Genomic DNA, 20,584 nt, shown 5'->3' on the forward strand with positions numbered 1-20,584 from the left:
CGGGATCTTTCGTCTCCTTGACTTGTATATACAGGATTGCTACATTGCCCGGAAACCGACCGGCGCCCCGACCGAGGACGCCGGCACGACCCGGGCGGGCCCGCCAGCCGGCGGCGCCGTTCGCGACACCAAAGGAGCCAGACAGTGCAGATGCAGAAGCGGAAGTTGGGGAATCAAGGGGGCGCCGGCCGTGCGCTCGGTTGGCTGGCCACGCTGGCGCTCGCCGCCGGGGCCGGCGGGGCGCAGGCCCAGACCACCAAGGTGGCGCTGGGCATGAGCGGCTGGACCGGCTTCGCGCCGCTGACGCTGGCCGCCAAGGCCGGCATCTTCGAGAAGCAAGGCGTCGAGGTCGACATCAAGATGATTCCGCAGAAGGACCGCCATCTGGCGCTGGCCTCGGGCGCGATCCAGTGCGCGGCGACCACGGTGGAAACGCATGTGGCCTGGAACGCCAACGGCGTGCCGATCACGCAGATCGTGCAGCTCGACAAGTCCTACGGCGCCGACGGATTGGCGGTGCGCAGCGACGTCAAGTCCTTCGCCGACCTGAAGGGCAAGACCATCGGCGTCGATGCGCCGGGCACCGCGCCGTATTTCGGGCTGGCGTGGATGCTGAAGAAGAACGGCATGACCATCAAGGACGTCAAGACCACCACGCTGTCGCCGCAGGCGGCCGCGCAGGCCTTCGTCTCGGGCCAGAACGATGCGGCGATGACCTACGAACCGTATCTGTCGACGGTCCGGCAGAACCCCGACAAGGGCAAGATCCTGGCGACCACGCTGGACTATCCGATGGTGATGGACACGCTGGGCTGCACGCCGAAATGGTTGAAGGAGAATCCGAAGGCGGCGCAGGCGCTGGTCGACGGCTACTTCGAGGCGCTCGAGATGATCCGCAAGGAGCCGGCCAAGTCCAACGAGATCATGGGCGCCGCGGTCAAGCAGACCGGCGAGCAGTTCGCCAAGTCGGCCTCGTATCTGCGCTGGCAGGACCGCGAGGCCAATCGCAAGTTCTTCGCCGGCGAGCTGGCCGAGTTCAGCAAGGAAGCCGCCGCGGTGCTGCTCGACGTCGGCGTGATCCGCAAGGTGCCGGACGTGACCGCCCTGTATGACCCGCGGTTCATCCGCTAAGCGCCGGGAGTCGCGATGACACAACCGTTGCACGCCGATTCGCTGCGGGCCGTCGCGCCCGACAGCCCGGCGCCCGCCAGGACGATGCCGGCCGCGCCGCGTGCGCGCCGGACCCATCCGTGGCTGACGCCGCTGACCCCGGTCTCGCCGCGCACCCGCTGGGTGCTGGGCCTGGGCTTCTTCGTGCTGTTCTTCGCCGTCTGGGGCGCGGTGACGCTGGGCGGCCTCGTGCCGCCGACCTTCCTCGCCGATCCGATGACGATGGCGCGCGAGGCGTGGCTGCTGTTTACCGAGTATGGCTTTCTCGGCGACATCGGCATGACCGTCTGGCGCGTGCTGGGCGGCTTCGTGCTGGCCGCCGTGCTGGCGGTGCCGCTGGGCATCCTGATGGGCGCCTACAAGGCGGCCGAAGCCTTCTTCGAGCCCTTCGTCTCGTTCTGCCGCTACCTGCCGGCCTCGGCCTTCATTCCGCTGCTGATCCTGTGGGCTGGCATTGGCGAGACGCAGAAGCTGCTGGTGATCTTCATCGGCTCGTTCTTCCAGATCGTGCTGATGGTGGCCGTCACCGTGGGCGGCGCGCGCCGCGACCTGGTCGAGGCGGCCTATACGCTCGGCGCCAACAGCGCCGGCATCGTCAAGCGCGTGCTGATTCCCGGCGCCGCGCCCGGCATCGCCGAAATCCTGCGGCTGGTGCTCGGCTGGGCCTGGACCTATGTGATCGTCGCCGAGCTGATCGGCTCGTCGTCCGGCATCGGCCACATGATCACCGACAGCCAGGCGCTGCTCAATACCGGGCAGATCATCTTCGGCATCATCGTGATCGGCTGCATCGGCCTCGTCTCGGACCTGCTGTTCAAGCTCGCCAACCAGCGGCTGTTTCCGTGGAGCACCATTCAATGAGCGCGCTGTCGATCCAGCAGGTGTCGCGCACCTTCGTCAATCCGCGCGGCGGCCAGACCCAGGCCTTGCTGCCGGTGGACTTCGAGGTCCGCGAGAACGACTTCGTCACCATCCTCGGGCCTTCGGGTTGCGGCAAATCGACGTTGCTGCGCATCGTCGCCGGCCTCGACTCGCCGACCTCTGGCCGCGTGCTGCTCGACGGCGAGCCGGTCACCGGACCCGGCGCCGACCGCGGCATGGTGTTCCAGTCCTATACGCTGTTCCCGTGGCTGACGATCGAGCAGAACGTCCGCTTCGGCCTGCGCGAGCGCGGCATGAGCGTGGCGGAGCAGCGCGAGCGCAGCGATTTCTTCATCGCCCGCGTGGGCCTGCGCGGCTTCGAGCATCACTATCCGAAGCAGCTGTCGGGCGGCATGCAGCAGCGCACCGCGATTGCGCGGGCGCTGGCCAACGATCCGAAGATCCTGCTGCTCGACGAACCGTTCGGCGCGCTGGACAACCAGACCCGCGTGCTGATGCAGGAGCTGCTGCTCGGCATCTGGGAAAGCGCGCGCAAGACGGTGTTGTTTGTCACGCACGATATCGACGAGGCGATCTTCATGGCCAACCGGGTTGCGGTATTCTCTGCGCGGCCCGGACGGATCAAGACCGAAATCGCCGTCGACTTCGCCCATCCGCGGCACTACACGATCAAGACGTCGCCGGAGTTCTCGGCGTTGAAGGCGCGGCTGACCGAAGAGATCCGTGCCGAGGCGATGGCCTCGGCCGAGCATTGAGCCGGCCCATGATGTCCACCCGCCCGCGCACCGACACGCCCACCGACACGCCCGCCGACGCGCGCGTCGACCCACGCAACCACTGACCATGACCGTAGAAGCCGGCACCCGCCGCCCCGCCACCCGCCCCGACGCCAACGGCCACCGCCCGTCGCCTGATGCCACGCCGACCGCGCTGTACCAGCAGGTCAAGGAGTACATCGCGCGCCAGATCCAGAGCGGTGCCTGGCAGCCGGGCGATCGCGTGCCGTCCGAGCAGGAGCTGGTCAACCGCTTCGCCGTGTCGCGGATGACGGTCAACCGCGCGCTGCGCGAGCTGGCCGAGCAGGGCAGGGTGGTGCGCGTGGCGGGGGTCGGCACCTTCGTCGCCGAACACAAGCCGCAGTCGACGCTGCTGTCGGTCGTCAATCTGCAGGACGAGATCCGCATGCGCGGGCACGACTACGCCTGCGACGTGATCCTGGTCGAGCGCGCCTCGGCCTCGATCGAGGTCGCGGCGGCGCTGGACCTGCGCACCGGCGAGTCGGTCTTCCATTCGGTGTGCGTGCATCGCGAGGACGGCGTGCCGGTGCAGCTGGAGGACCGCTACGTCAATCCGCGCGTGGCGCCCGATTTCATCAACCAGGACTTCAGCGGCGTCAAGCCGGGCGAATATCTGCTGCGGCATGTGCCGTACGACCAGGTCGAGCACGTGGTCGACGCGGTCGCGGCGACACCCGAGCAGGCCAGCCAGCTGGAGATGCCGGTGACCCAACCCTGCCTGCTGCTGACGCGGCGCACCTGGACCGCCGGCACGCCGGTGACCTTCGTGCGCTGCCTGCATCCGGGCAATCGCTATCGGCTCGGCAGCCGTTTCCGTGCCGATGGCAATCCGGCGTTCGGCTAGCGCCGGGCCTTGCGGCCGGGTGACGCTTTCCACCGTACGCTGCCGAACCTGACTTCGATCTCGATTCGACCTAATCTGATTTAAGCCATACCAAGCTGTATAGACAGGACCATACAATGACAACGCCACACTCCGCTTCCCAATCGACCCGGGCGCAATCCACGCTGACCCTGCATCCCGGCGAGGTCTCCCTCGCCGAACTGCGCCGCATCTACCGCGGCGAGGTTCGGCTCGCGATGGCGGATTCCGCCTGGGCCGACGTGCGCGCCGCCCAGGCCACCGTGCAGCAGATCGTCGACACCGACGCGGTCGTCTACGGCATCAACACCGGCTTCGGCAAACTGGCCAACACGCGCATCCCGCACGACAAGCTGGCCGAGCTGCAGCGCAACCTGGTGCTGTCGCACAGCGTCGGTACCGGCCGCGATCTGCCCGCCGATACGGTGCGCCTGATCCTCGCGACCAAGGCGGTCAGCCTGGCGCGCGGCCATTCGGGCGTGCGTCCGGAACTGATCGAGGCGCTGCTGGCGCTGGCCAACCACGGCGTCACGCCGTGCATTCCGGCCAAGGGCTCGGTGGGCGCCTCGGGCGACCTCGCGCCGCTGGCGCATCTGTCGTGCACGCTGATCGGCGTCGGCGAGGCCATCGTCGATGGCCGCCGCCTGCCGGCGGTCGAGGCGCTGGCGCATGCCGGCCTGAAGCCGTTCGAGCTCGGGCCGAAGGAAGGACTGGCGCTGCTGAACGGCACCCAGGTATCGACGGCGCTGGCACTGGCGGGCCTGTTCGCCGCCGAAGACGCGTTCGCTGCGGGCCTGGTGGCGGGCGCGCTGTCGCTCGAGGCGATCAAGGGCTCGGTCAAGCCGTTCGACGCCCGCATCCACGCCGCGCGCGGCCAGGCCGGCCAGATCGCGGTCGCCGGCGCGGTGCGCGAGCTGCTGGCGGGCAGCGAGATCGTCGACTCGCACCGCGAGTGCGGCCGCGTGCAGGACCCGTATTCGATCCGCTGCCAGCCGCAGGTGATGGGCGCCTGCCTGGACAACCTGCGCCACGCGGCGCGCGTGCTGCAGATCGAGGCCAATGCCGCGTCGGACAACCCGCTGGTGTTTTCCGAGCAGGGCGACGTGGTGTCCGGCGGCAACTTCCACGCCGAGCCGGTGGCGTTCGCCGCCGACATCATCGCGCTGGCGCTGGCCGAGATCGGCGCGATTTCCGAGCGGCGCCTGGCGCTGCTGCTCGACACCGGCCTGTCGGGCCTGCCGCCGTTCCTGGTGCGCGACGGCGGCCTGCATTCGGGCTTCATGATCGCGCAGGTCACCGCCGCCGCGCTGGCCTCCGAGAACAAGTCGCTGGCCCATCCGTCCAGCGTCGACAGCCTGCCGACCTCCGCCAACCAGGAGGACCACGTGTCGATGGCGACCTACGGCGCGCGCCGGCTCGGCGACATGGCGGAGAACACCGCCGTCGTGGTCGGCATCGAGGCGATGGCAGCCGCGCAAGGCATCGAATTCCACCGGCCGCTGAAGTCCTCGCCGCTGATCGAGACCGAACTGGCCCGCATCCGCGAGCGCGTCGATTTCGTCGAGGTCGACCGCTATCTGGCGCCCGATATCGAGGCGATGAAGCAATGGGTGCTGCAGGGCGACGCGGGCGCGGGCTGGCCGCAGGCGGTGCGTGCCGTGCTGCCGGCGCAGGGCGAAGCGGGCTGACGCAGGCGCCCGCAAACCGAGGCCGCCCGACACCACCGAACGAAACACCACCGAACGAGACACCAGCAAAGCAGGAGAACCGAACATGAACGCCAACGAACAGCAATTCCTCGCCCGCGGCCAGCGCGAAATCCGCGCGCCGCGCGGCACCGAGCTGCACTGCAAGAACTGGCTGATCGAAGCCGCCTATCGCATGATCCAGAACAACCTGGACCCGGACGTCGCCGAACGTCCGCAGGACCTGGTGGTCTACGGCGGCATCGGCAAGGCCGCGCGCAACTGGGAATGCTTCGACGCGATCCTCGACAGCCTGCGCCGCCTCGGCGAGGACGAATCGCTGCTGGTGCAGTCCGGCAAGCCGGTCGGCGTGTTCCGCACGCATGCCGATGCGCCGCGCGTGCTGATCGCCAACTCGAACCTGGTGCCCCACTGGGCCAACTGGGACAAGTTCAACGAGCTCGATCGCGCCGGCCTGATGATGTACGGCCAGATGACCGCCGGCTCGTGGATCTACATCGGCACGCAAGGCATCGTGCAGGGCACCTATGAGACCTTTGTCGAGGCGGGCCGCCAGCACTACGGCGGCGACCTGTCCGGCAAGTGGATCCTGACCGCGGGCCTGGGCGGCATGGGCGGCGCGCAGCCGCTGGCCGGCGTGCTGGCAGGCGCCTGCGTGCTGGCGATCGAATGCCAGGAGTCGCGCATCGATTTCCGCATCCGTACGCGCTATCTGGACAAGAAGGCCACCACGCTGGACGAGGCGCTGGCGATGATCGCCGAGGCCACCGCCAGCAAGCAGGCGATCTCGGTCGGCCTGCTCGGCAATGCCGCCGAGATCGTGCCCGAGCTGGTCAAGCGCGCGCAGGCAGGCGGCATGCGTCCGGACATCGTCACAGACCAGACCTCGGCGCACGACCTCGTCAACGGCTATCTGCCGGCCGGCTGGACCGTCGAGCAATGGGAAGCCGCGCGCAAGGCCGATCCGAAGGCGGTGGAAGCCGCGGCGCGCCCGTCGATCGTCGAGCACGTCAAGGCGATGCTCGCCTTCCAGCAGATGGGCGTGCCGACGCTGGACTACGGCAACAACATCCGCCAGGTCGCCTTCGACGAGGGCGTCAAGAACGCCTTCGACTTCCCGGGCTTCGTGCCGGCCTATATCCGTCCGCTGTTCTGCCGCGGCAAGGGCCCGTTCCGCTGGGTCGCGCTGTCCGGCGATCCGGAGGACATTTACAAGACCGACGCCAAGATGAAGGAGCTGTTCCCCGAGGACAAGCACCTGCACCGCTGGCTCGACATGGCGCGCGAGCGCATCGCCTTCCAGGGCCTGCCGGCGCGCATCTGCTGGGTCGGCCTGGACGAGCGCCATCGCGCGGGCCTGGCCTTCAACGAGATGGTCAAGTCCGGCGAGCTGAAGGCGCCGGTGGTGATCGGCCGCGACCATCTGGACTGCGGCTCGGTGGCCTCGCCCAACCGCGAGACCGAGGCGATGAAGGACGGCTCGGATGCCGTCTCCGACTGGCCGCTGCTCAACGCGCTGCTCAATACCGCGGGCGGTGCGACCTGGGTCAGCCTGCACCACGGCGGCGGCGTCGGCATGGGCTTCTCGCAGCATAGCGGCGTGGTGATCGTCTGCGACGGCACCGATGCCGCCGCCCGCCGCATCGAGCGCGTGCTGTGGAACGACCCCGCCACCGGCGTGATGCGCCACGCCGACGCGGGCTACGACATCGCGATCGACTGCGCGCGCGAGAAGGGCCTGAACCTGCCGATGGTCAACCGCGGATGAGCGCGACGCCGTCGCAACCACCGCAACCGGGGCGGCCACGGCGCTTTGCGCTGGCCGAACTGACGCCGATGCCGTGGAAGAACGGCGGCGGTACCACGCGCGAGATCGCCGCGTGGCCGCCCGCCGCCGGGCTCGACGCGTTCGACTGGCGCCTGAGCATCGCCGATATCGCGGCCGATGGCCCGTTCTCGGCGTTCCCCGGCATCGACCGCCAGATCGTGCTGCTCGATGGCGCCGGCGTGCGCCTGCAAGCGCGCGATGGCAGCTTCGATCATCGTCTGGTGGCGGTCGGCGAGCCGTTCGCCTTTGCCGGCGAAGCGGCCGTCGATGCCACGCTGCTGGGCGGACCGACGCGCGACTTCAATGTGATGACGCGGCGCGGCCGCTGCCGCGCGCGTGTGCAGTGCACCGGCGCGGCCATCGACAGCGCCGAGGTCCAGGCGGATACGACCGTCGTGCTCTATGTGCTGGCCGGCCGCTGGCGAAGCGATCACGCGCGAAGCGCCGGCGCCGATGTGCTGGCGGTGGGCAGCGGCTTGTTGCTGCCACCCGGCAGCGCCTTCCGCTGGCTGCCCGAAGATCAGGGCGCCCGCTGCCTCGTCGTCAGGCTGCAATCGACGCAGCCATCCTCCGATAGGGAAATCCAGTCATGACGCAGTCCGCTGAAGAATTCGCTGTCGATGCCGGCGTATCGCGTGCGCCGTCGGCCGACGGCGTCTGGCATCGCTGCCATCTGCTGCCGGATGCCGACCCGGCCAACGCCATCCGCGATGCCGCGCTGGTCGTCGAGCAGGGTCGTATTGCTTGGCTCGGCAAGCAGGCCGAGTTGCCCGAGGCCTACCGCAGCCTGCCGCACCACGATGCCAACGGCGCGTGGATCACGCCGGGCCTGATCGATTGCCACACGCATCTGGTCTATGGCGGCCAGCGCGCCGACGAATTCGCGATGCGGCTCGCCGGCGCCAGCTACGAGGACATCGCCCGGGCCGGCGGCGGCATCGTCTCCACCGTGCGTGCCACGCGCGCCGCCGGCGAAGATGCGCTGTTCGCGCAGGCCGCGACGCGGCTGGCGCCGCTGCTGGCCGAGGGCGTCACCGCGATCGAGATCAAGTCGGGCTATGGACTGGACCTCGCCACCGAGCGCAAGCAGTTGCGCGTCGCGCGGCGGCTCGGCCAGGCGTTCGGCGTGGCGGTGCATACGACCTTCCTCGGCGCGCATGCCCTGCCGCCCGAATACGCCAATCGCGCCGACGACTACATCGCGCTGGTCTGCGACACGATGCTGCCGGCGCTGGCGCAGGAAGGACTGGTCGATGCGGTCGACGCCTTCTGCGAGGGCATCGGCTTCTCGCCGGCGCAGACCGAGCGCGTGTTCGAGGCCGCGCACCGGCATGGGCTGCCGGTCAAGCTGCATGCCGAACAGCTGAGCAATCTCGGCGGCGCCGCGCTGGCGGCCCGCTATGGCGCCTTGTCGGCCGACCATCTGGAACATCTGGACGAGGCTGGCGTCGCGGCGATGGCCGAGGCGGGGACCGTCGCCGTGCTGCTGCCCGGCGCCTACTATTTCCTGCGCGACACGCATCTGCCGCCGATCGCGCTGCTGCGCCAGTACGGCGTGCCGATCGCGCTGTCGACCGACCATAACCCCGGCACGTCGCCGGTGACCTCGCTGCTGCTGATGCTCAATATGGCCTGCACGCTGTTCCGCATGACGGTGCCCGAGGTGCTCGCCGGCGTCACCACGCACGCCGCGCGCGCGCTCGGCGCCAGCGATCGGCATGGCCTGCTGGCACCGGGACGCGGCGCGGATTTTGCGCTGTGGCGCGTCGATTCGCCGGCCGAGCTGGCCTACTGGTTCGGCCGCAATCCGCTGGCCGCCGTGGTGCGCCAGGGGCGCGTGTTCGCCGGACCCGCAGGAGTGTCGAGATGAGCCCAGTCCCCGATCGAACGCTGTTCGCCGCCGAGGCGCTGCTGCCCGATGGCTGGGCCAGCAACGTGCTGCTGAGCTGGGACGCCGACGGCAAGCTGACCGCCGTGACGCCCAACGCCGCGCCGGCCGCCGACACGCCGCGCGCCGCAGGGCCGGTGCTGCCCGGCATGACCAATCTGCATTCGCACGCCTTCCAGCGCGGCTTTGCCGGCCTGACCGAGTTCCGCTCGGCCGCCGACGATTCGTTCTGGAGCTGGCGCGAGCTGATGTACCGCTTTGCGCTGCGGCTGGCGCCCGAGACGCTGGAGGCGATCGCCACGCAGCTCTATATCGAGATGCTGCGCGCCGGCTATACCAGCGTCTGCGAATTCCACTATGTCCATCACCAGGCCGACGGCACGCCGTACGCCGATCCGGCCGAGATGTCGCTGCGCCTGCTGCGCGCCGCGGAGCGCGCGGGCATCGGCATCACGCTGCTGCCGGTGCTGTACCAGAGCGCGGGCTTCGGCCCCAAGCCGCCGCTGGCCGAACAACGCCGCTTCCTGCACGAGACCGACGCGATGCTGGCGCTGTTGCAGCGGCTGGCACCGGCTTGCACGGGAGCGGCGCGGCTTGGTCTCGCGCCACACTCGCTGCGCGCGGTGCCGCCCGACAGCCTGCGTGCCGCGGTGGCCGGGCTGCATGCGATGGACCCGACCGCGCCGGTGCACATCCATATCGCCGAGCAGCAACGCGAGGTCGACGAATGCCTGGCGTGGTGCGGCACGCGGCCGGTGGACTGGCTGCTGGACCATGCACCGGTCGACGCGCGCTGGTGCCTGGTGCATGCGACCCATCTGGACTGGGACGAGCGCCGGCGCCTGGCGAACAGCGGCGCGGTGGCCGGCATCTGTCCGACCACCGAAGCCAATCTCGGCGATGGCGTGTTCGATGCCGCGCCCTATCTGGAGCAGGGCGGCGCATGGGGCATCGGCTCGGACAGCCATGCGAGCGTCAGCGTCAGCGAGGAGCTGCGGCTGTTCGAATACGGGCAGCGGCTCGCGCTGCAGAAGCGCAACGTGCTTGCCTCGAGCCGCCATCCGCAGGTGGCCGATCGGCTCTATCTCGATGCGGCGGCCGGCGGTGCGCGGGCGGCGGGACGTGCGGTGGGCGGGCTGGCGGCCGGACAGCAGGCGGACTTCGTCGTGCTGGACGGCAATCATCCGACGCTGGCCGGCCTGCGCGGCGAGCAGGCGCTGGCCGTCCACGTGTTCGCCAATCACGGACATGAGACACTAGCGGAAGTTCGCAGCGCGGGACGCCGCCGCGTGCAGCGCGGCGTCCATGCCTTGCAGGCCGAAGCGGGCGCGGCCTTCGCCAGCGCGCGTGCCAGCCTGCTGGCGCCATGACGGTGACCGTCGATGGCGACTATGCCGCGGCCGCGGACCGCATTCCAGACGAACTCTGATCTCGCCACCGGCAACGCCGCACCGGCTCGCGGCCGGCGGCGATGCCACTCGTAGCAGCAATATGACTTCCTTCTCCACCGATACCCCGGCCTTCACGCTGCAGCGCGGCACGCGTCCGCTGCTGATCTCGATGCCCCATGTGGGCACCTATCTGCCGCCGTCGGTCGCCGACCGGCTGACCGATGAGGCGCGCACTGTGCCGGATACCGACTGGCACATGGACCGGCTCTATGGCTTCGCGCGCGAGCTTGGCGCGTCGGTCCTGATGGCGACGCACTCGCGCTATGTGGTCGACCTGAACCGCCCGCCCGACAACGCCAACCTGTATCCGGGCCAGGACACCACCGGGCTCTGTCCGGTCGATACCTTCGACAAGACGCCGCTGTATGCGAACGGCGTGGGTCCCGACGAAACCGAGATTTTCGCGCGCCGTGACGCGGTCTGGCGTCCCTATCACGATGCGCTGGCCGGCGAACTGGCGCGGCTGCGCGCGGAGCACGGCACGATCGCGCTGTGGGACGCGCATTCGATCCGCTCGGTGCTGCCGCGCTTCTTCGACGGCAAGCTGCCCGACTTCAATCTGGGCACCGCCAACGGCGCCAGCTGCGATGCGGCGCTGGCCGACCAGGTCGCGAAGATCGCCGGCGAAGCGCAGGGCTATACGTCGGTGCTGAACGGACGCTTCAAGGGCGGCTATATCACCCGCCAGTACGGGCAGCCCGCGCAGGGCGTGCATGCGATCCAGCTCGAGCTGTCGCAATGCACCTATATGAGTGAGCAATATCCGTTCGACTACGACGAAGCGCTGGCGGGCAAGCTGCAGCCGACGCTGCGGCGGATGCTCGAGGCCGTGCTGGCCTTCGTCGAGGCGCGTTGATGGCGCGCTGATGGCGTGCCGATGGCGTGCTGGCATCGGCAAACAGAGACGGCGCATGCCGTCTCTGTTCTCGCGCCAACGTCATTTCCCGCTGCGCAGCCGCTCCTCGATATGCTGGGCGCGCTGCAGCGAACCGGGGTGCGTGCTCAGCATGCTCGATTGCCCGCCGTCGAGCGCAGCCATCTTGCGGAAGGCGGTCACCAGCGCCTCCCGATTGGACTTGTTCTTCGTCAGCAGATCGAAGGAATAGTCGTCCGCCGCGGTTTCCTGCCGCTGCGAGAACTGCGAGTTGACCAGCGTCTCGGCCAGCTCGCCCAACTGCGACGACGACAGCGCATTGAGCGTCGCGCTGCCCGCGGCGCCCAGCACGCCGCGCGCGGCAGCGGTCGCGTAGGCCACCTGCATCGCCGCCTTGGTATGGCCGAGCGCCACGTGGCCGATCTCGTGCCCGACCACGCCGCGCACTTCGTCATCGGTCATCATGTCCATCAGCCCGCTGTAGATCCGCACGCAGCCGTTGGCCATCGCCCAGGCATTCACTTCCTTGGTCTCGTAGACCTTGGCGTCGAGCGGCAGGCCGGTGTTCTGCAGGCCCGCCATGATCTTGGTCAGGCGCTGCCCATAGGTGCTCGTCGGCGCGGCGATCTTGTTCTTCTTGTCCATCTCGGCGCACGACTGGTCCGACAGCGTCTTGATATTGGCGTCGGACAGCGTCGCGGCGGTGAACAGGCTGCCGCCCGCCTGCGTCAGGCCCTGCATGTCGGCGCCGGCGCATCCGGCGAGCAGGGCGGCCGCGAGGGTCGCGAGCAGGGGGGCCTTGACGCGCAAGGCGGTGCGGCGTGGCATGGCTGGGGTCATGGCGGATCCTCTTGATGCTGGAGAATCCAGCAGCATACGCAGCGCAGCCGCGACCCGGTAGCAGGCGATGTCCGACGTCGCGAAGATCACTCGTCTCGGCAATGGGGCGTCATGTCGCCGCGTACGGCATTTTGGCGGCATGTCGGCGGCATGACCCCATGGCGTTACAGGTACCGAACCACGGTCTCCGCCGGCAAACGGGACTTCGGCAGCGCCGCATTGAAGTCGCTGTCCGCGCGATAGCCAAGGCCGACCAGCACCACGCTGGTGTACCCGGCATCGCGCAGGTTCAGTTCGTCGTCGAGCGCGCCTGCGTCGAATCCTTCCATCGGCGTCGCGTCGATGCCCAGCGTGGCGGCGCCCAGCAGCAGCGTGCCGAGCGCCAGATAGACCTGCTTCTCCATCCAGTGCTGCAGGTCCTTTTGCGTATAGCGATGCAGATCGACGAAGCCTTGCCGGGTCTTGCGCTGGTTCCCGCGCGCCTCGGGCGTCTGGAAGCGGCCGTCGCGCTCCTCCTGGTCGAGGATGACGTCCAGCTGCGCGTCCGGCAGGCCAGTGCGCGCGCACAGCACGATCACGTGCGACGCGTTCTCGATCTTCGGCGCGTTGTAGGCGTAAGGCCCTTGCGCGCCGGCCTTGGCGATGCGCGCCTTCGCCGCGGCGCTGCCCGCGACCACGAAGTGCCACGGCTGCGAGTTGACGGACGAGGGGCTGTAGCGCAGCAGCGTGATCAGCTCCTGCAGATCGCTGTCGGATACCTTGCCGGCAGGATCGAATGCCTTGGTGGTATAGCGGGTGCGGGCGAGATCGGAGAGGGACATGGGCATGCTCTTGATATTGGTATGTCGTGTGTGTCTGTTGTCGGGATGAGGAGGCGCCGGTGCTCAGAACCCTTCGAGCACGACCTTGCCGCGCGCGCGGCCGCTTTCGATCAGCGCATGGGCGCGGCGCAGGTTGGCGGCGTTGATCGTGCCGAAGTGTTCGCCGAGCGTGGTGCGGATCGTGCCGGCGTCGATCAGCTGCGCGACGCGGGTCAGCAGTTCGTGCTGGCGGATCATGTCCGGCGTCTCGAACATCGGCCGCGCAAACATGAATTCCCAATGCAGCGACAGCGACTTGCGCTTCATCGGCATCACGTCGAGCGTGGCGGGATCGTCGATCACCGCGAGCTGACCCTGCGGCGCCAGCACGTCGATCAATTGCGGGTAGTGTTGTTCGGTATGGGTCAGGCTGGCCACATGCTCGACCTGCGGCACGCCGATGCGCTCCAGTTCTTCACGCAAGGGCCTGGTGTGGTCGATCACGTGATGGGCGCCGAGCGACGTCACCCAGTCGCGTGTCTCCGGACGCGACGCCGTGCCGATCACGGTCAGGCCGGTCAGCTGGCGCGCGAGCTGGGTCAGGATCGAGCCGACGCCGCCGCCGGCGCCGACGATCAGCAGGTGCTGGCCCGCGCCGCCATGCTCGGGAACGCGCAGCCGGTCGAACAGCAGTTCCCACGCGGTGATCGTCGTCAGCGGCAATGCCGCGGCTTCGGCGTCCGACAGCGAGGCCGGCTTGCGCGCGGCGATGCGTTCGTCGACGAGGCAGTACTCCGCATTGCTGCCGGCACGCGTGATCGAGCCGGCGAAGTAGACGTCGTCGCCCGGCGCGAACAGCGTGACCGCGCTGCCGACGCGGACGACCTTGCCGACCGCGTCCCAGCCCAGCACGCGCATGGCCGCGACCGCGGACGATGCCCGGACCTTGGTATCGACCGGGTTGACTGCGATGGCGCGCACCTGGACCAGCAGGTCGCGCGGACCGGGTTCGGGCGTCGGCAGATCGATGTCGATCAGCGCGGCCGGGTCGTCGATCGGCAGGCCGTGCTGGAGGTAGGCGATGGCTTTCATGTGGGCTCCGTGACTTGAGGAGAGGGTTTGCCTGGTCGGTGCCGCTATCTTGCGCCGTCGCCGCCTATCCGATAAGCGGTAAAATCCGCCAGCACTTTCTCTCGTGGAGTGAAGATGATCCGCCTCGAAGACCTGACCCTGTTCGTGCGCAGCGCCGCCCTCGGCAGCTTTTCCAGCGCCGCGCGCGAGGCCGATCTGCTGCCGGGGCAGGTCAGCGCCGCGGTCAAGCGGCTGGAGCGCGATCTCGATATCCGGCTGTTCGCCCGTTCCACGCGCAGCCTGCGCCTGACCGCCGAGGGCGAGCGCTATCTGCCCTACGCGCAGGAAGTGCTGGCCACGCTGAACGAGGGCCGCGACCGGCTGCGCGGCGATGGCGCCGCACTCAGCGGGCTGCTGCGCGTCACGGCGCCGTCCGACCTCGGCCGCAATGTGCTGCTGCCCTGGATCACCGAATTCCGCCGCGCCCATCCCGACCTGACGCTGCGGCTCTATCTGTCCGACCATGTGACCGACGTCTTCCGCGATCCGATCGATGTCGCGATCCGCTACGGGCGCATCGAGGAGGCCAGCTATGTCGCCTTGCCGCTGGCGCCGGAAAACCGCCGCGTGCTGATCGCCTCGCCGGCCTATCTGGCCCGGCATGGCCGCCCGCAATCGCTTGATGAACTGGCCGCGCATCGCTGCCTGCTGTACCACCTGAGCGGCCGCGTCTACGACAAATGGCCGTTCGAAACCGCGCGGGGCCGACGCCTGGTCGAGGTCAAGGGCAGCCTGTACACCGACGACGCCGACGTGGTCCGCCGCTGGGCGGTGCAGGGCGAGGGCATCGCCTACAAGTCATGGCTCGACGTCTGCGGCGACGTGCAGGCCGGCCGCCTGACCGTGCTGCTGCCGCACGAGCCGGGCGAAAGCACGCCGCTGCAACTGGTCTGCCCGCACCGCAAGCAGTTCTCGCCGGCCGTGCGGCAATTGCAGGCGCTGCTGAAGGAGCGGTGCGCGGCGTTGACTGCGCTGTATGCGGCGGCGGTGGCTTGAGCCGCTTGTCGCTGCCGCGATCGAAAACCGTCGCGTCAGGTCTCTGCCGGCGCGGCTAGCTCGTAGCTCGTGCTGCGGCCACCAGCCGCTGACTTCTGCAGCACGCCGTGTTGCACCAACTCATTGATGTCGCGCAGCGCCGTATCGTTCGAACATTTGCCGATGGCCGCCCATTTCGCGCTCGTCAGCTTGCCCTCGAAGCCGTCCAGCAAGCGGTTCAGCACCTTGATTTTCCGCTCGTTCATCGGCACCGTCGCGGCCCGCTGCCAGAAGCGCGCCTTGAGCAGCACCCGATCCAGTGTCTTGTTGGCCTGCAACACGGCCGCGTGCAACGTCGCGAGAAACCAGGCAAGCCACTGCGTGATATCGAGAGTGCCTTTCTGGGTCCGCTCAAGGATTTCGTAGTAGGCCTTGCGCTCTCGCTGGATTTGCGCGGAGAGGCTATAGAAGCGCTGCGGCGTGCCGTCGGCGCGCGCAAGCAGCAGGTCGCCAATCGCGCGCGCGATGTCTTCACGACGTCTTCGGTCAGGACCGCGAGGCACGCTTCGTTTCTGAAGCCCATGCCGAGATCGGCCAGTCGGCCAAGCAGAAGGCCCTGAGCGCGGGTGGTCTCCGCCATGGGGGTCGCCAGGGCGGCCAAGTCGTACTGCCACCGCGGCCAGTGCGGAGATTGCCAGACGTATTCCCCGTAATTCATGCGGAGATGATGGGTCGTATTCCCTGCACGGTTAAATTTATGACCTAAAAAGCACATAAAAAGCGAGCTACGCGGCCTTTCCAATTTTTCCGAGCGACCGTCGCGGCGTCGCCGGTGGGCTCATCACCGCCGACGGCATCAGGTCGGCGATGACCTGCCGCAGCCAGGCATTGGCCGGATCGCGGTGGTAGCGCACGTGCCAATGCTGCTTGACCTCGTAGCGCGGGACCTCGTACGGCAGGGCGAGCAGCCGGATGGGCTCGCGCGACTGCATCACGGCAGCGTAGTGCCGAGGCACCGTGGCGAGCAGTTCGGTCTCGCCGACGATCTGGGCCAGGGCCAGGAAGCTGGGCACGTGCAGGGCGATGCGCGGTGACGCGCCATGACCGGCGAGGGCCTTCTCCAGAATGACGGTGTGGCCAGTGCCCGTGGCGGCCACCGTTGCATGCCGCTCGCGCCGATAGACCGCCTTTGACAGTGTCTTGCCGATGCGAGGATGCGAGCGGCTGGCGATGCAGACAAAGTCCTGCTCGAACAGGGCGCGCTGATAAAAGCCCGCCTCCAGCTGCGGCATGTAGCCCACCGCGACATCGACCGCGCCTTCCTCGAGCCGCCGCGCGCTGTCGGCGGTGATGCGTTCCGCATCGATGTCGATGCCCGGCGCATGGCGCTGCAGGTAATTGAGCAGCCGCGGCAGCAAGGCGATTTCTCCCAGATCCGTCATGCAGATCCGGAAAGAACGCTTCGCCTTGGCGGGATCGAAGGCCGACGCGGTGCGGGCCTGTTCGAGCATCGCGCGGACCTCGCGCAGCACCTTGTGCAGGGCGTCGGCCCGGGGCGTCGGCAATACCCCGCGCGCGGTGCGCGTGAACAGCGGATCGCCATAGTAGGCACGCAAGCGGTTCAGCGCCGTGCTCGCCGCGCCTTGCGTCATGCCGAGCTTGTCCGCCGCGCGCGACACGCTGCCGGCCTTGTAGACCTCGTCGAATACCGCAATCCACTCCAGGTCCAGCGACGCCATCGGATGTCTCCGCACAGGGATATCGAAAAATTGGATAGATGGTATCCCGCGGCGCTGTTGCTGGCGAGGCCGACCGGCACAAGAATGGGTTGCATCGAACCGGGGAGGAGACAGCGATGATTCCCAGCACCAGAGTTCCGCCCACCAGAGGCCCCGCAGTGTGCTCGACCAACACCAAGGCATCCATGCGGCGCGCGTGGACCGTCCTTGTCCCCGAAGGCATCGTCGCGACGCTGCTGGCAGTCGCCTTGCTGACGCCGGCTTTGCCGAGGTTGGCATTCGGGGCCGGCAACGGCGCCTTTCCGACCAAACCGGTGACCATCGTCAGCACGTTCTCGGCGGGCAGCGGACCGGATGCGATGATGCGCGCCGTCGCCGAAAAACTGGCGCTCCAATGGAAGACGCCCGTCGTCATCGAGAACCGGCCGGGCGGCGCGGGCTTCATTGCCATCAACGCGGCGCGCGCGGCGGCGCCGGATGGCCATACGCTGCTGCTGCACGATGGCGATGCATTGAGCGCGCTGCCGCATCTGTTCAAGAGCCGCAATTTCCGCGTGTTCGATGCCTTCGAGCCGGTCGGCGTGCTCTACAGCACGCCGTTCTTCGTGGTGGTGTCGTCGTCCTCCCCGTGGAAGACCGTCGGCGATCTGCTCGCGGCCGCGAAGGCCAGACCGGGCAAGGTCAGCTTTGGGACCTGGGGCGTCGGCAGCACGGCGCATCTGCAGTCCGCGCTGCTGGAGGCGCAGGCCGGCGTCAGGATGCTGCACGTGCCGTACAAGGAGATGGGGCAGCTCTATACCGGCGTCAGCACGGGCGAAACCGACTGGGCGTTGGGGGCGAGGGCGTCGACCGAGTTCGTCTATCAGCCCGGTCGCGTCCGCTATCTCGCGGTGACGAGCCCGCAGCGGCTGCCTGCCATGCCCGATGTGCCGACGCTGGCCGAGTCCGGCGGTCCGGCCCATGCGGTGCCCAGCGGTTTCGTCGCGCTGATGGCGCCGAAGGGCACACCCGCGGCGATTCTCGACAGGATCAACAAGGATCTGCTCGCCGCCGTCGCCAGCACGGACGTGCAGGCGCGCTACAAGACCTTCAGTTTCGAGGCCACACCGTGGAGCGGCGCGCAGATGCGCCGTGCGATCGAGACGCGCAGCGCGACCTATGAGCAGGTCGTCCGCCAGAACGGCATCAAGCTCGATTGAGGAACGGACGAGCATGCGAAGGAAGCCCAACGACATCGGCCCCGCAGCCCGGGCGGCATCGCTGCCGGCGGCATTGTGGCAATGGGACGCCGCCGACTTGGCGGCGCAGATTCGCGCCGGCACGGTGTCGAGCGTGGAGGCGGTCCACAGCGTGTACGAACGCATCGACGCCATCAATCCGCGTCTCAATGCGATCGTCCATTCGGATCGCGAGCGGGCGCTCGAAGCAGCAAGGCGGGCCGACGCATTGCGTTCGGCTTCGCCGGACCCGCTCGGACCGCTGCATGGCGTACCGGTGACGATCAAGCTCAACGCCGACGTCGAAGGCGAGGCGACGACCAACGGCGTGCCGGCCTACCGCCGCCGCGTGGCGCGCGAGGATGGTCCCGTCGTTGCGAACCTGCGGCGCGCCGGTGCGATCGTGGTCGGGCGGACCAATGTGCCGCCCTTCTCGTTTCGCTGGTTCACCGAGAACCCGCTGCACGGCAGGACGCTTAATCCCTGGAACGCCGATATCACGTCGGGCGGGTCCAGCGGCGGCGCGGCGGTGGCGGTCGCCGCGGGCATGGGCGGGATCGCGCACGGCACCGACATCGCCGGCTCGATCCGCTATCCGGCCTATGTCAACGGCGTGGTCGGCTTGCGGCCCACCCCTGGACGCGTGCCGGCCTATCAGCCGACCGCAGATCCGCGCCTCGCCGGCCTGCAACTGTTTTCGGCGCAGGGGCCGCTGGCGCGATGCGTCGACGACGTCGAGCTCGGATTCCGTGCCATGGCATCGAGTGGATCGTGCGATCCTACGTGGGTCGGCATGCCGCTCGATGTCCCGGACGACGCGGCGCCTGTCAGCGTGGCCTGCGTGGACGAGATTCCCGGCGCCCAGCTCGCTCCGGAAGTGGTACGCGCCCTTGGGAAGGCAGCCAGCGCGCTGCAGGCGGCCGGCTACCGCGTCGAACGGGCCGTGCCGCCCCGGCTCGACGAAGCGCTGGATATCTGGCTGGCCATCGTGATGACGGAAGTCCGGATGGGAATGATGGCGGCCGTCGAGGCGACGCGCGACCCGACGATCATCGCGTCGGTGAGGAACATGGCCGCGTGTGCGCCACCGCCGGACCTGCGCACCTATGCCGCGGCCTTCGCGCGGCGCGATGCGCTTCGGCGCGAATGGAATGCGTTCCTCGACCGCTATCCGCTGGTGCTGATGCCGACATCCTGCCGTCCGCCGATGCCGTGGGGCGAGGATCTGCACGATCTCGAGCGGATGCAGATGCTGCTGCGGGATCAGTCCCCGTTGATCGGCGTCGCCGCGATGAGCCTGCCGGGTTTGCACCTGCCAACCGGTATCGACAACGGACTGCCGAGCGGCGTGCAGCTGGTGGCCGCAAGCTTCCGCGAACAGCGGCTGCTCGCAGCCGGCAGGGTGATCGAGTGGGATGCGGGGATGCCGAGGGCTTATGACGCGCCGGAACGGTGAGCCATGGACGCGCGCGCTCGTGGACCTGTGGGGAGAGCGGCGGCAGCGCGCTAGTATTGCGGTTCCATCGAAAATCGCCAACGACGCCACTGCACCATGCCGCCGCTTGCCAACGAGCCGGTCCCGATCGAAGTCCGGCGCATTCTCGATGTCGTTGTCGGCGTGCTCGGCGACAACATCGCCGGCGCCTATCTGTTCGGCTCCGCCATCGTGGGCGGGCTGCGGCCGGACAGCGATGTCGACCTGCTGGTGCTGACGCATCGAACGATGGCCGCGCAATGCCGCAGGCAGTTGGTGCAAGCGTTGATGAAGGTCTCCGGCGCGCGCGCGGAGCGGGGGCCGGCCCGCAATGCCGAAGTCACGATTGTGGTGCTCGACGACATCGCCCCGTGGCGGCATCCGGCGCGGAGCGACCTCGTCTATGGCGAATGGCTGCGCGACGAGTTCGAAGTGGGCGTGGTGCGGGCTCCCACGATCGATCCCGATCTGACGCTGGTTCTGGCTACGGCCCTGCAAGGCCACCGCGCATTGATCGGCCCGGCGCTTGCCGAATTTCTTCCAGCGATTCCCTACACCGATATCCGGCGCGCCATCGGGGACAGCCTGCCGGCGCTGGTGGCGAACGTCTGCGGCGACGAACGCAACGTCATGCTGACGCTGGCCCGCATGTGGGTCACGCTGGCGACGGGCAAGATCGTGCCGAAGGACGAGGCTGCCGACTGGTTGCTGCCGCGCCTGCCGCAGGGCCAGCGCGCGCTACTGGCGACGGCCCGCGATGCCTATCGTGGCGATGGCGGTGATGGCGGCGATGGCGGCGATGGCGGCGATGGCGGTGATGGCGGCGATGGCGGCGATGGCGCCGATAAGGCCTGGCACGAACGCGGGGCCGACGTCCGCGCCTGGGTCAACGATGTCAGCCAGGCGATCGCGCGGATGCTGCACGAGGGCGGCGACGCATGAGCACTCAT

The 20,584-nt window shown here is 68.6% G+C and carries 18 protein-coding genes and 1 pseudogene; 14 read left to right on the forward strand and 5 right to left on the reverse strand.

All coding sequences use genetic code 11. The annotated features are described in order from the left end of the window. Positions 1-150: 150 nt before the first annotated feature. From M1D55_RS12640 to hutG, 10 genes are all read left to right on the forward strand, one after another. Positions 151-1,131, forward strand: coding sequence for an ABC transporter substrate-binding protein (locus M1D55_RS12640; protein WP_456282306.1), 981 nt, complete (start codon positions 151-153; stop codon positions 1,129-1,131). A 15-nt stretch (positions 1,132-1,146) separates the two neighbouring features. After that, positions 1,147-2,031, forward strand: coding sequence for an ABC transporter permease (locus M1D55_RS12645; protein WP_052511253.1), 885 nt, complete (start codon positions 1,147-1,149; stop codon positions 2,029-2,031). Then, the gene (locus tag M1D55_RS12650) at positions 2,028-2,807 is read left to right on the forward strand and encodes an ABC transporter ATP-binding protein (protein ID WP_006579257.1); all 780 of its coding nucleotides are present in this window, start codon (positions 2,028-2,030) and stop codon (positions 2,805-2,807) included. The genes M1D55_RS12645 and M1D55_RS12650 overlap by 4 nt, the downstream gene beginning before the upstream one ends. Positions 2,808-2,895: 88 nt before the next feature. Then, positions 2,896-3,693 carry a histidine utilization repressor gene (hutC, locus tag M1D55_RS12655; protein WP_006579256.1) on the forward strand — a complete coding sequence of 266 codons (798 nt, stop codon included), beginning with the start codon at positions 2,896-2,898 and terminating at the stop codon, positions 3,691-3,693. Positions 3,694-3,809: 116 nt separating this feature from the next. Then, on the forward strand, positions 3,810-5,399 hold the full coding sequence (hutH, locus tag M1D55_RS12660; protein ID WP_456282307.1) for a histidine ammonia-lyase: 1,590 nt from the start codon (positions 3,810-3,812) through the stop codon (positions 5,397-5,399). A gap of 85 nt (positions 5,400-5,484) precedes the next feature. Continuing rightward, positions 5,485-7,185, forward strand: coding sequence for a urocanate hydratase (hutU, locus tag M1D55_RS12665; RefSeq protein WP_006579074.1), 1,701 nt, complete (start codon positions 5,485-5,487; stop codon positions 7,183-7,185). After that, entirely contained in the window at positions 7,182-7,838 is a 657-nt protein-coding gene (locus M1D55_RS12670) for a HutD/Ves family protein (protein WP_456282308.1), read from the forward strand. Before hutU ends, M1D55_RS12670 begins: the two co-directional genes overlap by 4 nt. Continuing rightward, positions 7,835-9,115, forward strand: coding sequence for an imidazolonepropionase (gene hutI / locus M1D55_RS12675; protein ID WP_456282309.1), 1,281 nt, complete (start codon positions 7,835-7,837; stop codon positions 9,113-9,115). The genes M1D55_RS12670 and hutI overlap by 4 nt, the downstream gene beginning before the upstream one ends. Beyond that, positions 9,112-10,503 carry a formimidoylglutamate deiminase gene (locus M1D55_RS12680; protein WP_456282310.1) on the forward strand — a complete coding sequence of 464 codons (1,392 nt, stop codon included), beginning with the start codon at positions 9,112-9,114 and terminating at the stop codon, positions 10,501-10,503. The genes hutI and M1D55_RS12680 overlap by 4 nt, the downstream gene beginning before the upstream one ends. Positions 10,504-10,624: 121 nt before the next feature. After that, positions 10,625-11,440, forward strand: coding sequence for an N-formylglutamate deformylase (gene hutG / locus M1D55_RS12685; protein ID WP_064576491.1), 816 nt, complete (start codon positions 10,625-10,627; stop codon positions 11,438-11,440). A gap of 81 nt (positions 11,441-11,521) precedes the next feature. On the opposite strand, the gene loiP is transcribed toward hutG, so the two are convergent. The 3 genes from loiP to M1D55_RS12700 form a co-directional block, all read right to left on the reverse strand. Then, on the reverse strand, positions 11,522-12,286 hold the full coding sequence (gene loiP / locus M1D55_RS12690) for a metalloprotease LoiP (RefSeq protein WP_064576490.1): 765 nt from the start codon (positions 12,284-12,286) through the stop codon (positions 11,522-11,524). Positions 12,287-12,462: 176 nt separating this feature from the next. Continuing rightward, complete coding sequence (gene nfsB / locus M1D55_RS12695; protein ID WP_064576489.1) at positions 12,463-13,119, reverse strand: oxygen-insensitive NAD(P)H nitroreductase; 657 nt, start codon at positions 13,117-13,119, stop codon at positions 12,463-12,465. Between the two features lie 63 nt (positions 13,120-13,182). Then, complete coding sequence (locus tag M1D55_RS12700; RefSeq protein WP_064576488.1) at positions 13,183-14,190, reverse strand: zinc-binding alcohol dehydrogenase family protein; 1,008 nt, start codon at positions 14,188-14,190, stop codon at positions 13,183-13,185. A gap of 114 nt (positions 14,191-14,304) precedes the next feature. On the opposite strand from M1D55_RS12700, the gene M1D55_RS12705 reads away from it, so the two are divergent. Continuing rightward, a complete protein-coding gene (locus tag M1D55_RS12705) occupies positions 14,305-15,225 on the forward strand; it encodes a LysR family transcriptional regulator (RefSeq protein WP_043437170.1) in 921 nt (306 codons plus the stop codon). Positions 15,226-15,260: 35 nt separating this feature from the next. Here M1D55_RS12705 and M1D55_RS12710 read toward each other — a convergent pair. Both M1D55_RS12710 and M1D55_RS12715 read right to left on the reverse strand, forming a co-directional pair. Beyond that, positions 15,261-15,922: pseudogene (locus M1D55_RS12710) on the reverse strand (DUF4172 domain-containing protein). A gap of 67 nt (positions 15,923-15,989) precedes the next feature. Further along, positions 15,990-16,943: a LysR family transcriptional regulator gene (locus M1D55_RS12715; RefSeq protein WP_064576487.1), complete on the reverse strand. Its 954-nt coding sequence runs from the start codon at positions 16,941-16,943 to the stop codon at positions 15,990-15,992. Between the two features lie 185 nt (positions 16,944-17,128). Here M1D55_RS12715 and M1D55_RS12720 point away from each other — a divergent pair, with 185 nt between their 5' ends. The 3 genes from M1D55_RS12720 (at position 17,129) to M1D55_RS12730 (ending at position 20,576) form a co-directional block, all read left to right on the forward strand. Then, on the forward strand, positions 17,129-18,142 hold the full coding sequence (locus M1D55_RS12720; RefSeq protein WP_064576486.1) for a Bug family tripartite tricarboxylate transporter substrate binding protein: 1,014 nt from the start codon (positions 17,129-17,131) through the stop codon (positions 18,140-18,142). Further along, the gene (locus M1D55_RS12725) at positions 18,075-19,616 is read left to right on the forward strand and encodes an amidase (RefSeq protein ID WP_456282311.1); all 1,542 of its coding nucleotides are present in this window, start codon (positions 18,075-18,077) and stop codon (positions 19,614-19,616) included. The genes M1D55_RS12720 and M1D55_RS12725 overlap by 68 nt, the downstream gene beginning before the upstream one ends. A 96-nt stretch (positions 19,617-19,712) precedes the next feature. Then, positions 19,713-20,576 (forward strand): aminoglycoside adenylyltransferase family protein, encoded by an 864-nt coding sequence (locus M1D55_RS12730; protein ID WP_456282312.1) that lies wholly within the window; start codon positions 19,713-19,715, stop codon positions 20,574-20,576. The last annotated feature ends 8 nt before the right edge of the window (positions 20,577-20,584 follow it).

The sequence above is a fragment of the Cupriavidus sp. JZ107 genome (assembly GCF_053903255.1).